The 15,527-nt window shown below is 40.8% G+C and carries 12 protein-coding genes and 1 pseudogene; 5 read left to right on the top strand and 8 right to left on the bottom strand.

The features are described from left to right. Nucleotides 1-3: 3 nt before the first annotated feature. The 3 genes from AC504W_RS26445 to AC504W_RS26435 all read right to left on the bottom strand — a co-directional run bounded on the left by AC504W_RS26445 (nt 4) and on the right by AC504W_RS26435 (nt 2,969). Nucleotides 4-765 (bottom strand): MinD/ParA family ATP-binding protein, encoded by a 762-nt coding sequence (locus AC504W_RS26445; RefSeq protein ID WP_494875184.1) that lies wholly within the window; start codon nt 763-765, stop codon nt 4-6. A gap of 195 nt (nt 766-960) precedes the next feature. Beyond that, the gene (locus tag AC504W_RS26440; protein ID WP_494875183.1) at nt 961-1,257 is read right to left on the bottom strand and encodes an ArsR family transcriptional regulator; all 297 of its coding nucleotides are present in this window, start codon (nt 1,255-1,257) and stop codon (nt 961-963) included. A gap of 5 nt (nt 1,258-1,262) precedes the next feature. Next, nucleotides 1,263-2,969 carry a CHASE2 domain-containing protein gene (locus AC504W_RS26435; RefSeq protein ID WP_494875182.1) on the bottom strand — a complete coding sequence of 569 codons (1,707 nt, stop codon included), beginning with the start codon at nt 2,967-2,969 and terminating at the stop codon, nt 1,263-1,265. A 375-nt stretch (nt 2,970-3,344) separates the two neighbouring features. On the opposite strand from AC504W_RS26435, the gene AC504W_RS26430 reads away from it, so the two are divergent. Together AC504W_RS26430 and AC504W_RS26425 are read left to right on the top strand one after the other, a co-directional pair. Continuing rightward, nucleotides 3,345-4,163, top strand: coding sequence for a DUF928 domain-containing protein (locus AC504W_RS26430; RefSeq protein WP_494875181.1), 819 nt, complete (start codon nt 3,345-3,347; stop codon nt 4,161-4,163). 337 nt (nt 4,164-4,500) lie between these two features. Then, nucleotides 4,501-6,867 carry a PhoX family protein gene (locus AC504W_RS26425; protein ID WP_494875180.1) on the top strand — a complete coding sequence of 789 codons (2,367 nt, stop codon included), beginning with the start codon at nt 4,501-4,503 and terminating at the stop codon, nt 6,865-6,867. A 95-nt stretch (nt 6,868-6,962) separates the two neighbouring features. On the opposite strand, the gene AC504W_RS26420 is transcribed toward AC504W_RS26425, so the two are convergent. Both AC504W_RS26420 and AC504W_RS26415 read right to left on the bottom strand, forming a co-directional pair. Next, nucleotides 6,963-7,520 carry a PEP-CTERM sorting domain-containing protein gene (locus AC504W_RS26420; protein ID WP_494875179.1) on the bottom strand — a complete coding sequence of 186 codons (558 nt, stop codon included), beginning with the start codon at nt 7,518-7,520 and terminating at the stop codon, nt 6,963-6,965. A 138-nt stretch (nt 7,521-7,658) separates the two neighbouring features. Further along, nucleotides 7,659-9,623, bottom strand: coding sequence for a sensor histidine kinase (locus AC504W_RS26415; protein ID WP_494875178.1), 1,965 nt, complete (start codon nt 9,621-9,623; stop codon nt 7,659-7,661). Nucleotides 9,624-9,918: 295 nt separating this feature from the next. Between AC504W_RS26415 and AC504W_RS26410 the strand changes: the two are divergent. Both AC504W_RS26410 and AC504W_RS26405 read left to right on the top strand, forming a co-directional pair. Further along, a pseudogene (locus AC504W_RS26410) lies at nt 9,919-10,610 on the top strand (RibD family protein). Nucleotides 10,611-10,686: 76 nt separating this feature from the next. After that, nucleotides 10,687-11,868: a GNAT family N-acetyltransferase gene (locus tag AC504W_RS26405; RefSeq protein ID WP_494875176.1), complete on the top strand. Its 1,182-nt coding sequence runs from the start codon at nt 10,687-10,689 to the stop codon at nt 11,866-11,868. A 54-nt stretch (nt 11,869-11,922) separates the two neighbouring features. Here AC504W_RS26405 and AC504W_RS26400 read toward each other — a convergent pair whose 3' ends face one another. Then, the gene (locus AC504W_RS26400) at nt 11,923-13,059 is read right to left on the bottom strand and encodes a tetratricopeptide repeat protein (RefSeq protein ID WP_494875175.1); all 1,137 of its coding nucleotides are present in this window, start codon (nt 13,057-13,059) and stop codon (nt 11,923-11,925) included. Between the two features lie 109 nt (nt 13,060-13,168). Continuing rightward, complete coding sequence (gene queA / locus AC504W_RS26395; protein WP_494875174.1) at nt 13,169-14,335, bottom strand: tRNA preQ1(34) S-adenosylmethionine ribosyltransferase-isomerase QueA; 1,167 nt, start codon at nt 14,333-14,335, stop codon at nt 13,169-13,171. A gap of 221 nt (nt 14,336-14,556) precedes the next feature. On the opposite strand from queA, the gene AC504W_RS26390 reads away from it, so the two are divergent. Next, entirely contained in the window at nt 14,557-14,946 is a 390-nt protein-coding gene (locus AC504W_RS26390; protein ID WP_096581419.1) for a hypothetical protein, read from the top strand. 96 nt (nt 14,947-15,042) lie between these two features. Here AC504W_RS26390 and AC504W_RS26385 read toward each other — a convergent pair whose 3' ends face one another. Beyond that, nucleotides 15,043-15,525 carry a YraN family protein gene (locus tag AC504W_RS26385; RefSeq protein ID WP_494875173.1) on the bottom strand — a complete coding sequence of 161 codons (483 nt, stop codon included), beginning with the start codon at nt 15,523-15,525 and terminating at the stop codon, nt 15,043-15,045. Between the last annotated feature and the right edge of the window lie 2 nt (nt 15,526-15,527).

Here is a 15,527-nt window from a genome sequence, read left to right as displayed (position 1 = left end):
TGTCTATTGGATAATCATTTTGGCTACCTTAGTCATAACTTGACTTAAGGGATGTTCTGGATGACGTAAACAAAATAAATCGCTACTAGCTAGTTGAATCAATTCTTCGGAAAGTGGTAAAACACCAGCGACAGGTGCGTTATATGTTTTTTCTACCTGTTGCTTGAGTGCATCAAAATCTAGGGCTGGGAGTGCTTTATTAATTAACAACAACATTTTTGGGACTTCTAGTTTGCGGGCTACTTCTACTGTGACGGCTGTGCCTTGAAAATCTTGGCGATCGGGGCGGAGAATCAGCACTAAAATATCAGAAATAGCAATTGAAAGTAAGGTTTCTTCGTTAAGTCCTGGATGGGTATCAATGAATAAATAATCTAATTTCAAAGCAACTAGTAGTTTTTGAAAGCCTTCATTGAGTAAATTAAAATCAAATCCTTCTCGCAGAACTTTGGTAATATCTCTAGCTTTAATACTCGAAGGGATGAGATAAATACGTCCCTTAGCTCCTACTGTTTGACTTAAAGTTGAGCTAACATCGTAGGCAGATTCTTCAATATTACAGCGTCCCCAAAGATAATCATTGAGGGAATATTTGATTTTCTGATCATCAAAACCAAACAAAACATGAATACCTGGAGATTGGATATCTGTATCAACAATCCCAACCCGATAACCATAACGTGCAACTATTCCTGCTAGGTTAGCGGTGGAATTTGATTTACCTGTACCGCCGCGAAATGAGTGGATAGATACAATTTTTGACATGATAAAAGTGATTTTCTTTTAGCGAATCGCCCAAACCCAGAGAGCGCAGAGTAATACTGTTTCACTTTAAGTTTGATACAAATAGACCGCAGGGAGCAGGGGGCAAGGGGAAAGAATGGAAAACCGATAAATTTGTATCATTTTTTTCGTGAAATGCTATGACATAGCAAAATACTGAGGATAAATCTATATAGTTTAGAGTTTATCCCATATATTCTGACTCAGCTTACTTTTCTTTTGGGTAGCAAAGCGGGGTTGATAACAAACTAATTGACTATCTTCTGATTCTTGAATGAATCCTTGGTTAATTAATATTTGTAGCTGTTGTTGTGCTAGTTCTTCTGTAATATTCAGATGACTTGCTACTTCTGATAGACTAACTTTTTGCTGGCGAGTTATCCAATTAACAAGTTGTCGTTGTTCGTCAGGTAAATCTATGATATCTAACTTACTATTTTGGAGTAATGATTCGGCAGGTTCTTGGTAATTCATGATGATTATTTATTTTCCTTCAATTTTTTACTACGACGTTGTAAATCTGCTAAGTATTCTAATTCGTCTGGTTCTTCAATTGTTGTTGGGGTTGTGGTTATTTCTAAGTTATTGTTTGAGGTTTGAGGAAGTAAAGTTTCCTGGGAGTTAAGTTTGTTGCGCCTATCGCGTACTTGTTGTAAGTAATCTATGTCTGTAGTTTCGATATTTGAGGGTTTATTAATGATTGTGTCAGGTAAAAGATTATGATTATCGAAATCATTCACAACAGGTGTAGTTGTAAGAGATAATTTGTCTTCATTCTCCCGAACCCGCAAATCTTTAGCCTTGTGCTGTAATTCTAAAAAGTAATCACTTTCGGTAATTGCCGCGACTTCTTGATTTTTTTTGTCTTCGTCAATATCAATATTAATTTTGAGGAAGCCTTTAACTGTTTTCACAATTGTAGCGGCATATCTATCTATTAAAACAACAGCAACAGCGCTACCTAAAAGGCTTAAAACTGGTGGTACTAAAGGTATCCAACCAGCATGGATAAATATGATATAGTTGGTTCCTAATAATATAGCGATCGCTACCCCTCCACCCAAGATCAACAGCCAAGGTTTACGAATGCGCCAAGCTAAAAATCCGCCGACTAGTGACCAAGCAAATACCCATAAGCCTTCTTGTAATTCATTCCAATACCAAAATAAAGGTCGTTTATTCAAAACTGCACTTAATATCTGACTAGCATTTTGGGCGTGAACTACTACTCCTGGCATTTTTTGACTATCCGCTGACCCTGCACTATAGGGTGTATAAAAAGTATCTTTGACAATTTGGGCAGTGTAGCCAATCATGACAATTTTGTCTTTAATCAACGCTGGGTCAACTTTATTTGCTAGAACATCACTGAGGGACACTTGTTTGACAGCATTTTTGCCAGAACGATAGTTAAGTAGTATTTGGTAGTCTGATGTATCGATGTTGTGGTATCCACCCGATTTTGGCGTTAAGCGTTTGAGAACGGTAGAACCAAACTTTAATTCCCCAGATTTTGTCAGTTCTGGTTCAATTCCTTGGGCGGCTAAATAACGCACCACCATTTGAAAGCTCAGAGATGGTAATTGGTTTTCGGGGTCGGCGATATTGCAGATATGTTCGCTAGGTTTTGGCAGTTTGGAGGCTTTAGGAATGGAAATAATCATCCCTTGACGGACTGTACCACCAGCATCTACGGGAAAATCTGCGACTCCAACTCTATCTTCGGGAATCCCTGGTGCGGCGGCGATACCGGGAGAATCGGCTTTACTCACGACGCAGACTGCGGCAATATTCTCGTTTGCTGATAATGTTTGCATTAAGTCTGTCCGACCTGCGGCTGTACCTTGTTTCACGTCCCGCAAAATATCAATCCCAATTACACGCGGTTCGTGTTCTTCGAGTTTTGTTAGTAACTGCGCCATTGTGCCGTCTTCAATGGGATATTCTTTGCGGGTTTGGATATCTGTATCATCCACACCAACGATTAAAAAACGATTGTCTACTCCTTCATCTGGACGCGATCGCATTAACCAATCAAATGCAGCTAACTCCATTCCCTGCAAACTACCCAGTTCTCGCAATCCTAAAATTAATCCGGCGATCGCTACACTGGTGACAACTACTGTCCCGCCAATGGTTAAAACCGTTTGACGGAAATTGCGATGTTGGGAATCTTGACCGAGCATTGGTGTTACCTCTTGATTGATTAGCTAAAGTGTAAATGTTAAAGAATAGCCCATTGCCTCAAAAAATTTTGGCTGTAATGAATTTCTTTTTTGTCAAAAAAATTTAGTTAATGTGCGTCCAAATTACCTGTTTTTCTTTAGTCTGTCATTGGCTATTTAATATTTCTAAATAAAATTGATTGATAAAAATCGATAGACTCACAGATGCCCGACTTCTTAAAGAAGTCAGGAATATGATTATTTAGAAGTGCTATAGTGATTTCACTGAGGCTATATTAATCCTAAATTCACTAAATTTAAGCAGAGAGATTCACAAAATGAAACTTTAAATACTATGAAATAGTCATTAATATAAACATACATATTGTTAAAAATATGCTCAAAAAAAACTTACTATTAATTACACTAGGTTTAACTCTCATTCCAGATTTACTTCTCAGTGGAATCCCCAGCATCGCAGCACCCACGAATAATGTTGCTCAATTCAGTCTTCCGCGTTCCACACCCAGATTATTTCCCCGTCGCCGTTCCCTATTAAAATTTAAAGTGCCAGGAATTCGTGGTTCTCGTAATCTGGAAGCAGGTGCAGCGCGGGGAAAATGCAGTCCACAAGATATTAGTGGAGTATTACCCCCCAAACCACCCAAGAGTGCAGCTAATCAAATTCCTGTAGAATTAACAGTTAGCGATCGCCCGACATTTTTTGTGAATGTTCCCCAAACCTCAGCCCAGCAAGCCGAATTTTTACTTAGGGATGAAGCCGGAGAAGAATTACTCGACAAAACTTTACCCGTAACAGCCAGCACTGGCATCATGAGCTATGGCTTACCAGGGGATTTTACGGGGTTAGAAGTGGGGAAGAAGTATCAATGGCGCTTTTCTCTATTGTGTGATTCCACCAATGGCGATCGCAGTGGCGATCCCATTGCTAGTGGCTGGATCGAACGAGTAGAACTAACACCAAATGTAGCGAATAAATTACAAACAGCAACACCTAAACAACGTGTACTCATCTATGCAGAAAATGGTTATTGGCATGATACTCTAAAAACTTTGGCTGATTTACGTGCAGCCCATCCCAATGATTTAACTGTAGTCCGAGATTGGGATGATATTTTGCGATCGGTAGGATTAGACACAATGTCTAAGCAGCCTTTAATTCCTCTCAATCCCACTACAGCTTCTAATCAATAATCAATATTTTCGGTTTTCTCACTGCGGTGAAAATCCCCGGCTTCTTGAATAAGTCGGGGATTTTTTTATGAGCAATATGAGAAATTATGCCTATAAAGACAGAGATAATTTTTCGTTAACCATAAGATAACCCAATAATAATTATTGTTAATTAAGTTAATCAAAATCTAGGGTATAGTGTGGAACTTTAAAAATAAAAATTAGGATTAACCTGCACTTTAACCTGGGGTTACTAAAGTTTGAAATTGGCAAAACTCACATAGTTTGAGTTATTTATTCAGCTTGAAAAAGAGTTGGTTACTAGTAAATTTCTCCTAATACAACAGAGGATAATTTGATGTCTACATTCAGTCGAAGACAACTTCTCATATTTTTTGGTGGTAGTGCAGGGGCTGCTGTATTGGGAGACAAACTTTTAACAGGTTTGTCTAGTGTCGCAGAGGCAACAACAACTCCACTAAATTTTACGCCAGTACGTTTACCTCATCCTTTACCGATTTATCAAACTCAAAGGAGTTTTTTACCAACAGGAATTGGACAAGGGCAGAATATTGCTCCATCTACAACTCCTAATTTGCCTAGCTATAACGTTATTGATGATGTTGTAGTACCACCAGAATATGAACGTTACGTGATTGTCAGTTGGGGCGATCGCGTGTTTCCCAACCCTGATGAATACTTTGGTTACAACTGCGATTACACTGGTTTCATTCCTCTCGGTAGAACCAATGATGAAGGCTTTTTGTGGGTTAATCATGAATATGTTGGTTTTCCCCTTTCTGATTTAGCACCAGAAGCACCTGTTGATGTTCAAGGGCTACCAACAACATTTCCACCAGTCATTGGTCGGTCTTTACCAGCAGCCAGAGGTGTGGAACTAGATGGAGAATTTCTATACAACGTAGGCGGCTCTATTATCCGCATTTCTCGCCGCAACTCTGCTAGACGTTATACCGTAGTTAGAGATCCGAGAAATCGCCGGATTCATGGTCTGTCTGGTTTGGGAATTAATCGCCAAAGAACCGATAGATATCAAAGCGTTACTAGTTGGGGAACTCTCAGCTATCAGCAAGGCGACCAAAATTATTTATATGGGACTGGCCCTGCTGCTACTCAAGTATTTGAAAGTGTAAATGCTGATGGACTGGGTAACAAAATTATTGGTACTGGGTTTAACTGTTCTGGTGGTACAAGTCCTTGGGGAACAATATTAACTGCGGAAGAAAACTTTCAAGGTGGTTCTGCCTTTTTTGTGGGAGTGACAGAAGCAGTCCTACCCAATGGTAGCCAAACAGGTTACACCCCTGAGACAATTGGCGAAAGGTTTGGTTTAGTTGGCGAAAAATATGGCTGGATGGTAGAAATTGATCCAGTGAATCCTGGTTTCCGTCCTCGGAAACATACTGCTTTGGGTCGTTTCCGCCATGAAAACATTACCATGCGTGCTGAAGCTGGTAGAAAATTAGTTGCTTACATGGGTGACGATAGACGCGGTGGACACACATGGAAGTTTGTCAGTGATGGGGTTGTTACTTCGCCAAACAGTAAAGCTAATAGTAATTTGTGGGAACAAGGTACTTTATATGTAGCTCGTTACAATCCAGATGGTACGGGTCAATGGATACCATTACGTTTAAACACCCCCACAAATCCCATCTCCCCTTCAATCATTTCGTCTGTTGAATTTGCAGCGCGTGGTTTAGCACAAAACAATGGTCGTTTACCACTACCCAGACGTAACGGGATAGCAGGACAAACTATCGATGGTGGCGGATTTAATTGCGATCGCACTAACGAAGCTACAGCTTTACCCCAATATCAAGGTAGAACACTAGCAGATTTCTATCCCACTCAAGGTGCAGTTCTCTGTGATGCTTTCTTAGCAGCAAACTTAGCTGGGGGAACTCCTACAGCCCGTCCAGAAGATTTGGAAATACATCCCATCAATAGAAGAGAAGTGTTCATCTCCTATACTGATGGTGCGCCTGGTAGTGATGGTTATCCTGACTCCCGCATTTTTCAAGTTGCTAAGTTAAGCGCTGATGTAAATGCTACTCAACAGTCAGGTGGACTTTACAAAATCATTGAAGACAGTGCTGATAGCACCGGACTCACCTTTAGATGGCAAAGATTTGCTCAAGGTGGCGAAGCTGGATCAGTAAATGGTGCTGGTTTTGCCAGTATAGACAACCTTGTATTTGACAATCAAGCCAATGTTTGGGGTGTAACGGATATGTCTACAGGTACCCATAACGGTTTCAACGTGGGTGCAGCTGGTAGTCCTATAACTATCAATCACACAAGTACTGGTAATATAGCCAATTTCACAGGTGTGTTTGGTAATAACTGGCTGTTCTTTATCCCCACCAGTGGGCCTGATGCTGGAAGAGTCTTTCCATTTGCTCAAGGGCCTGTGCGTTGTGAAATGACAGGGCCAACTTTTGTCGGCGAGACACTGATTATTTCCGTACAGCATCCCGGTGAAGATTCCCCAATTAATGATGGTACGATTCTCAGCCGCAGTATAGAAATGCTGGCTTTGGATGGTACACTATTTAACCAGACTCGTACGGTTCCTCGTGGTAGTAGCTGGCCTAGCAATATTTCCACTACTGATGGTGGTCAAAATCAACCCCAAGGTTTTCCTCGTCCATCTGTAATTGGCATCCAGCGCCGGAATCCGATTAGTGGCAGATTTGTTTAAAGATAATTCAGGCTTCGCTGTGAGTGTCAGTTGAAGGGAGTCGGGAGTGAGAATTGAGTAATAGGGTGGGTATGATCATATCCACCCTATTATTTTTATTGCATTACAGCTGCTTTTTTCTTACGATTTACCCAAAATCCAGTAACCGTGGCGATCGCTGTGCCAAAAAGTGCCAAGGGTTCTGGAACTCTAGTGTAAGTAACTGCACCTTGTTCCGTGGTCGATAACAAGTCAGCGCTCACAATACTATAAAATCTATTTCCAGTAGTTGATGGAGTATTGACATCACCAATGAAAAACTGATCTTCGACTAAGTAGCTGAGTCCTACAAAATTACCATTGTTAAAGCTAACTACAGGTGCAATTCCCGCGGGAAAATCAAAATCTTCAGCTTCTGTGTAGCGAGTACCTAAATAATCAAACACCACGGATTGTAATCCATTACTCACGTTTAGGTTTTCTGTCCCGACACCAGTTAAGTTAGTGTCATCATATCTAAAAGAACCAAAGTATTGACCAATGTTAGGGCCAGATGTCACATTCGCAGTGAAATTATAATTAAATACAGCAGCCTGTGTGGGCTTAACTTCAACCGTAGCTAAAGATAAGGCGATCGCAACAGTAGCAATGCCAAAGTTGTTAGTTAATTTCATCAGACTAAGCTCCAAAGCTCAAAGTAAATATTGTGGCAATATCACTTAAATAAACCTTGAACTTATCTTCAGAGGTTAAGAAAACTAAAACAACAGGTTAAGCAGGTTCTGAACAATATAAAAATCGAGATTTAATGCTCAACCTTTAAAGATTTTTTCTACTAATGGTAATTGATAATTATCTTCAGTGGAAGTTGCTTCGTGGGAGTTTAGCTCTGTGATTTTCTCTTCTTCAGAGGTAACTTTCCCATTTTCCCCATTCTCACTATCGATGATTGGCAAAGTAATCTTGACAGTTGTGCCTTGATTAAGACCAGCACTTTCTAGGGAAATGCTACCACCCATCAGTTCAATTAAGTTGCGAGAAATTGCCAATCCCAATCCTGTACCATCGAACTTACGTGTAGAACCACCATCTATTCGCACAAAGGGACGAAATAATTTGTGTTGTTGAGCAGGTTCAATACCTAAACCTGTGTCGGTTACAGAAACAATGACTTGAGAATTGTGATTGTAATTGTTAATTGTAGCGGCGATCGCAATACTGCCTTCATCGGTAAACTTAGTGGCATTACCAATAATATTAATTAATACTTGCCGTAGTTTAGCTGCATCTGCCTTGACTGGAATCGGCTCATCACCCAAGGTGATTTTTAACTGTAAGCCTTTTTGTTGCACAGTTACCGATTGGATATTAATTACCTCTAACAAAGTTTGTCGCAGATCCATTGGTATGGAAACAACTGAGAGTTTACCCGCTTCAATTTTAGAAATATCCAGTAAATCGTTAATAATGCCTAGTAAATGGATGGCGGTTTCGTCAGCGCGTTTGAGAAACTCTAGTTCCTCTTCGCGGTTATCGCACATATCTTCTCTCACTAGGCGCACACAATTAATAATGATATTTAGGGGGTTACGCAATTCATGAGAAGTTGTAGCCAAAAACTGACTTTTAATTTGGTTAGCAGTTTTGGCTTCTTTCCAAGCAATTTCTAATTCTTCCGCCCAGGCTTTGAGCCTTTCAAACATCTGATCAATTGCTTGTGCTAGTTGGTTAAATTCCCGAATTTTAAAGTTTTGCGGGACTGTTTGGGCTGCATGATGACTGTGAATATTCAGCACATAATCTCGCAATTCTTCCACAGGTGCTGCCAAGTAAGGAGCCAAATATAGCGATGCCAACAAAGTTGCACCAATTAAACCAACTGTCAATACAATTAAGATTAATTTAATTTCCTCTAAACCAAATAGTGCATTATCCACACTAGTCACAGCTAAAATAATCCATTGTTGTGGCTGTTGGGCAATGGGATTGCTAATCACGCTGTAACCAGCGACTAATTCTTTGCCTTCTTGAAACGATAAGTTGACAGAATTACTCTGCCCTGTGATGGCATTTTTAATAATGCTTTGCAATCGCTTGGCATCAGGGTATTCCTGAATATTGCTGTTGATTCTCTCTGGTATTGGGTGTGCGAGGATTGTGCCATCGTCAGCAATTACCAATGTGGAACCAGCCAGTGAGCCTGGATGATTTTTGGTGTGCTTGAATAGTGACGACTGCATACTGAAAACATACTTCAATTGCCCACTTTGACTGTATACAGGGGCAGATAGTACTATTTGGAGTTGATTTTCTGTATCTCTTTGGCCTGTTGTACCTGCTTTGGGCGGTAATATTGCCTTGATTTCCAGATTATCAGCCAAAAAAGGCAATTTGGGTTCTCTAATTACTTTGTCACCACAACTACTAGCAATGATGTCGCCGTTTTGCAGATTGCTTAATTGTACACACTCAATGTAGGTTGGTAGTTCTTTGACTACCTGATTGATAAAGTCTTGGACTTCAGCCTCTGAACCCGATCGCAGTATAGATGTTTGACTAGTAACTAATACACTGGTTTTGAGAGCAGCGATCGCATTAACTATCTTTTCACCTTTGAGAACTGCACTTTCTGTGAGATTTTGACGGGCAGTGTTCAGTAGGCTAGAACGGGCTTTATTTAAAGCGACAATTTCCCCCAGCAGTAACACTGGGACAAACAGTAGCAAAATTCTTGTTACTAAAATACGTCTAAATGACGATTGGCGGGACTTAGCCATCGGGTGTCTCACTTCATATCTGCAAACCACAACAGCAAACAATATGCAATTAGATTAGCTAAATGAGACATTTTGTGACGTTGGGAGAGTTTTATTAACAACCCCTAACAGTATCAAACAATGAAGGCATAAAAAGAAATATGTTATACCAAAACTCTTATGGGCGAGATGTAACTGCGACTTATGTTGCATAAAAATAAAGTGATGAAATTGGTAAACAGTAGCTTGCTGGGCGGAGATTTTTTACAATCAACACACTAGCAAGAAAAACACTTTAGACTATCAAACCAACCCAATGGCGCAACATCGTCCTCATACCACAGTGGTTTTGGCAATGAGTGCAGATGGCAAAATAGCAGATTTTAGGCGATCGCCTGCTCGATTTGGCTCCGGGGCTGATCAAGCGCACCTAGAAAAACAAATCGCTGCCTCTGATGCCGTTCTATTTGGTGCTGGCACTCTCCGTGCTTACGGTACGACACTTACCGTATCACATCCAACACTGCTGCAACATCGAATCAAAGAGGGTAAGATCCCCAACCGGTTTATATAGTCATTACACAATCTGCGGATTTTAATCCGGAAATCAAGTTTTTTAAACAACCTATCCCACGTTGGTTATTGACAACAACAGCAGGAGCAACTGTTTGGCAAGGACGCTCAGAATTTGAACAGATTTTAGTTTTTGAAACCTCAACAGGAACAATTGACACTACAGCTGCTTTGCAATATCTGGCATCTATACATATAACACGCCTAGTAGTCTTAGGTGGCGGTCAATTAGTAGCTTCTATGATTCACTCAGATTTAATAGACGAATTCTGGTTGACTATTTGCCCCTTGATTTTGGGTGGTACTACAGCACCCACGCCAGTTGAAGGACAAGGATTTTTCGCTAATTTGGCTCCTCGGCTCAAACTTTTGGCAGTTGAACAAGTTGAGCAAGAAGTCTTTTTACACTATCAGGTGCAACGAACATTAGACTAAATAAAGTAAAAAGTAAAAAGGTAAAAGTCAAAAAGCTTTTGCCTTTTTACTTCCAAGTCCCTAATCTTCTAAAAAGATGGTGGAACAACTTAAGCCGCGCTATTCTGTTGCTTGGATTAACAAAATCGCTGAAGTACCCCAAAACGCCTGGGATGCTTTAGCATTGCCCTTGAAGACTCCATTTTTAGAGTGGCAATGGTTAAAAAATCTGGAAACTTCTCACAGTGCGACAGATAAAACTGGCTGGTTGCCCAATCACTTAACCCTGTGGCGAGACAGAACCTTAATTGCTGCTGCACCTTTTTATTTAAAAGGACATAGTTACGGTGAATTTGTCTTTGATCATCAATGGGCAGAATTAAGCGATCGCATCGGTGTCCAATATTATCCCAAACTCTTGGGGATGGCTCCCTTTACACCGGCGGAAGGTTATCGTTTCTTAATTGCACCAGGAGAAGATGAAGATGAAATCACCGCCATGATGGTGCATGAAATTGACGCTTTCTGCACTAAACATCGAATTTCTGGCTGTCACTTTCTCTACGTTGATCCTGAATGGCGGCCTGTTTTAGAACGCAATGGGTTTAGTTCTTGGTTACACCACAGCTACATCTGGGAAAATCTCGGATTTAATACTTTTGATGACTATTTAGCAGTGTTCAACGCCAATCAGCGCCGGAATATTAAGCGGGAACGCAAAGCTGTAGAGAAGGTTGGTTTACGACTTCAACCACTGACAGGTGATGAAATTCCTAAATCTTTGTTTCCATTGATGTACCAATTTTACGCCGATACTTGTGATAAGTTTGGCTGGTGGGGGAGTAAATATTTAACCAAACAATTTTTTGAACAGCTACACGCCGATTATCGCCACCGAGTAGTATTTTTTGCCGCTTACAGCGAACAAGACGATCGCCATCCGGTGGGTATGTCTTTTTGCCTTTATAAAGACGATAGATTATATGGACGCTATTGGGGGAGTTTTCAAGAAATCGATTGCCTGCATTTTGATGCTTGCTATTACACACCAATAGAGTGGGCGATCGCTCATAATATCCAAATATTCGATCCTGGTGCGGGTGGAAGGCACAAAAAACGGCGTGGGTTCCCGGCTGCACCTAATTACAGCCTTCATCGCTTTTACAATCATCGTTTAGCGCAAATTTTACTTCCTTATATTAGAGAAGTGAATCAACTAGAACAGCAGGAAATTGAGCAAATTAATGCGGAAATGCCATTTAGTCAGAAAAAAATGTGAAGTATGAAGTGTGAAGTATGAAATATCAATTTCAACCTTCACACTTCACCATTGTTAATTAGTGGATTGCTCTAAAGATACAGGTACATCACTGGAATTACTTGGTGTTGTGCCTGGAGTTGCTGGAGTGGGTTGTTCTGTTGGTGTCGCTACATTCTCAGCAGGTGCAGGTTTTTTGCCAGCTTGACGCTGTTGTTGTTCTTGTAATTTCTGTTGAGCAATTTGCTGTGTAATTTGCTGCATTAATTGTTCAACTTTGGCAGTTTGTTCGGTGTTTCCTTGTGTACGGTAGTTATTCAGCGCATTTTTCAAGGCTGCATTCGCTTTCTTGAGTTCACCTTGATTGTATAAAGTGATGCCCAAATTATGGTATGCGGTGGCATCTTTAGAGTTTTGGCGAATTGCTTGCTTATAAACAGTAATTGCTTCGGTAGCCTGACCTTGAACTACCAGCAAACCAGCCATGTTATTGTAAGCGGCAGTATTTTTGGGATCTAGCTGGATAACTTGACGATAAGCTGCGATCGCTTCTTCTAATTTTCCTTGTTCTTGGAGGGCGATCGCTAAATTAAAAAATGCACTATCATTACTGCTATCAAGATTAGCCGCTTGCTGATATGCTGCGATCGCTTCTTGCGGTTGTCCTAGTTCTTGCAGTACTACACCTAAGTTATATTGCGCGGTTGCCATTTTCGGTTCAATGACTAAAGCTTGGCGGTAAGCTGTAACAGCCGCTTCTTTCTGACCTTGTCGTTGTAACGCTAACCCTAAGTTGTAATAAACTTCACTCTGATTCGGGTTGATTCTAATTGCTTCGCTATATTCTTGAACAGCTATATCTAAGCGATTTTGTCTTAATAGAATATTCCCTAAGTAATTCCGCGCCATGCCAATATTTGGGTCATGTTCTAATGCTTGACGAAATGCAGATTCTGCACCGTCTAAGTCTTTACGGTTATAGAGTGTCACTCCTTTTTGGTAATAAATAGCTGCATCTAAATCCTGAGAGATGACATTCTCTGCCAATACTCTGCTTGCTGGTAAATTTATTACGGATGGAGCAGCCAACACCAAAAACGCCGAGGCCGCTGAGATAATTGTTAAATGCGATTTCCGCCAATTGATCACTCGGTGAAACCCCAAGCTAGAAAAGCAGCAATACCACTGACGAAGTTGATGTTGTTTATACATAAATGGCCGCCTGTTTTTGTAGTGAGATCCTATAAGTCAGAGTACCCACTACAGCAGAGAAAATTAAAGGGGTAAGAGGTTAGCGGCTAAATGATAAAAGCTGAAAATTTCAAACTTTAAACTTTTCTCTCCCTTCTGGCAAAATCAGCATGGCATCACCAAAGGAGTAAAAACGATATCGAGAGGCGATCGCTTCTTGGTATATTTTCAATAATCTTGGTCTACCAATTAAAGCACTTACCAGCATTAGCAAACTTGAACGCGGCAGGTGAAAATTAGTAATTAACCCATCTACTACCCGCCATTGATAGCCAGGATAAATAAATAAGTTAGTTTTGCCGCAAAATGGTTGTAATTCTCCCGATTGCGCTGCACCTTCTAAAGAACGTACCACTGTTGTGCCGACAGCAATAATTCGACCGCCAGCGGCTTTAGTCGCACGGATTTGTTCTACTGTAGCCGTAGGAACTTCAATCCATTCTTCGTGCATTTCGTGGGTGGTGACATCTTCCACTTCCACAGGGCGAAATGTACCTACACCAACATGGAGTGTGACAAATGCTTGATGGATATTGCGATCGCGCAATTTTTCTAGTAATTCTGGAGTAAAGTGTAACCCAGCCGTTGGCGCTGCGATCGCACCTGGTTGTTCAGCATAGACTGTTTGATATTGTTCATCAGCCGCTGCTGTAGTGGTGATGTAGGGCGGTAAAGGAATCTCACCAAATTTATCTAACAGTTCTACCAAAGATTTTCCTGGTGGTACATCAAATTGCAATAACCGCCCGCCAGTCGCCGCATCAGTTTCTAAAACTGTAGCTGTAAGTTGGGGAGTAGAGGAATCATTTTCTAGTCCTTTACCAGAAAAGATAATTTGGGAACCTGATTTAAAACGCTTTCCTGGCTTAACCAAGGCTAACCAACAGTTATGCTGTCGTTCTTCTAACAGCAATACCTCAACTTCGGCTCCAGTAGATTTATTTCCATAAAGTCTGGCGGGGATAACTTTGGTATTATTCATCACCAACAAATCACCAGGACGCAGCAGTTCAGGTAAATCTCGGAAAATGTGGTGTAGTGGTGCCGAATCCCTACCTGTGGTGGCAGAATTGACGACTAATAACCGAGAACTATCTCTGGGAACTGCCGGATTTTGGGCAATCAGTTCTGGAGGGAGTACGTAATCATACCCAATTAATGAACAATCTAAGTTTACTTCTTCTACTCCTGTGGCAGTCACTTTATTAAAATTTCCTTGAGTTATTGCTGGCTCCATTGAAGGTTATGTTAAATTTTACGGGTTTATTTGATATTTTCTAGGGAAAACACAACTTCATTCATAGGGTTTTCCTAGGGGCATCATTAAGTAATACCTAATGATGAGTCATAAATATGGGTAAAACTCCCCATCGAAAGACGGGGGCTTCTACCCTACCGGGAAAGTGATCTATTGAGGATGATAGAAGTGTAGGATTGGCTTTGATCCCAAGCACCAACATGGAATATTTGTATTATCTGGCAAATGCCAGTCTAACATTGCGGGTCGTTCAACATCTGCACGCAACGCCCCAGTTACCAGTCTCGTTCGTTACCGTGATTCATCAAATTGATGGCTGGGTGGTTAGGATCAAACTTAAAGGTCAAGTCTCAGCGCAACAGGATGGAGACTTTCGGGCTTTCCTAAATGAATTAGGAATTTGCTACGAGCCACCGATGCGTGTGCAAATGGCACTTTGGAGTTTGGAAGCTGGTCAGTGTCCTGTAGACGTAATGCGTCGCTATCAAGTAGCGATAGTTTCTCATGGTAGCCCAGAAAGAGAAGAAATTGAAGCATTTCGCCAACAGTTTGTTCGTGGATTAGGTTACTGTCCTGAAACTTTAGCGTGAAACTATTGATGGTGAGGGCGACTGCAAAGAATTTGTAATTGCTGACAAAAATATTTAAGTTGTTGTCAATTATTATTCGCCCTCACTTTAATCTATTCAAGCATCAAAAGCTGCCGGGATATATTCTTGCAGATGAAATTTGTATCCCGCAACTGATGAACTAAATAAAGCATCTTGAACTGATTTGATCTGAGTTTGTAATTGAGATATTGGCTGATAACTCACAATAGCTACATCAAACCGACAAGGATAATCAGCTTTGTCGGGATATTGAGCTAAAAATATTTCGGCTGTACGCCATAGTTTTGCCTGTTTTTGCAGCGTGATAGCGTTTCTTCCGCCTGCATCCCAATTACCTGGACTGCGTGTTTTTACCTCGACAAAAGCGAGTGTAGAGTGCTGAGTAAGATATTCTTTCCCTTGTTCCCCTTGATATTGAGCAATAATATCAATCTCTCCCCAACGGCAAGAAAAGCGCCGATGTAGAATCAACCAACCGTTAGACTGTAACCATTGTGTAACTAAATCTTCACCTAGTTGACCAATATCGAGATAATGGGATGGAGGATGATTCGCCATTG

This window comes from Nostoc sp. C96 (assembly GCF_059384975.1).
Note: the sequence above shows the minus strand (reverse complement) of the source record. Positions and strands in the feature narration are given on the sequence as shown.

What these genes read in the sequence shown, in the direction of transcription:
- AC504W_RS26445 (WP_494875184.1), bottom strand. Translation starts at nt 765, where the DNA reads ATGTCAAAAATTGTATCTATCCACTCATTTCGCGGCGGTACAGGTAAA.
- AC504W_RS26440 (WP_494875183.1), bottom strand. Translation starts at nt 1,257, where the DNA reads ATGAATTACCAAGAACCTGCCGAATCATTACTCCAAAATAGTAAGTTA.
- AC504W_RS26435 (WP_494875182.1), bottom strand. Translation starts at nt 2,969, where the DNA reads ATGCTCGGTCAAGATTCCCAACATCGCAATTTCCGTCAAACGGTTTTA.
- AC504W_RS26430 (WP_494875181.1), top strand. Translation starts at nt 3,345, where the DNA reads ATGCTCAAAAAAAACTTACTATTAATTACACTAGGTTTAACTCTCATT.
- AC504W_RS26425 (WP_494875180.1), top strand. Translation starts at nt 4,501, where the DNA reads ATGTCTACATTCAGTCGAAGACAACTTCTCATATTTTTTGGTGGTAGT.
- AC504W_RS26420 (WP_494875179.1), bottom strand. Translation starts at nt 7,520, where the DNA reads ATGAAATTAACTAACAACTTTGGCATTGCTACTGTTGCGATCGCCTTA.
- AC504W_RS26415 (WP_494875178.1), bottom strand. Translation starts at nt 9,623, where the DNA reads ATGGCTAAGTCCCGCCAATCGTCATTTAGACGTATTTTAGTAACAAGA.
- AC504W_RS26405 (WP_494875176.1), top strand. Translation starts at nt 10,687, where the DNA reads ATGGTGGAACAACTTAAGCCGCGCTATTCTGTTGCTTGGATTAACAAA.
- AC504W_RS26400 (WP_494875175.1), bottom strand. Translation starts at nt 13,059, where the DNA reads ATGTATAAACAACATCAACTTCGTCAGTGGTATTGCTGCTTTTCTAGC.
- queA (WP_494875174.1), bottom strand. Translation starts at nt 14,335, where the DNA reads ATGGAGCCAGCAATAACTCAAGGAAATTTTAATAAAGTGACTGCCACA.
- AC504W_RS26390 (WP_096581419.1), top strand. Translation starts at nt 14,557, where the DNA reads ATGGAATATTTGTATTATCTGGCAAATGCCAGTCTAACATTGCGGGTC.
- AC504W_RS26385 (WP_494875173.1), bottom strand. Translation starts at nt 15,525, where the DNA reads ATGGCGAATCATCCTCCATCCCATTATCTCGATATTGGTCAACTAGGT.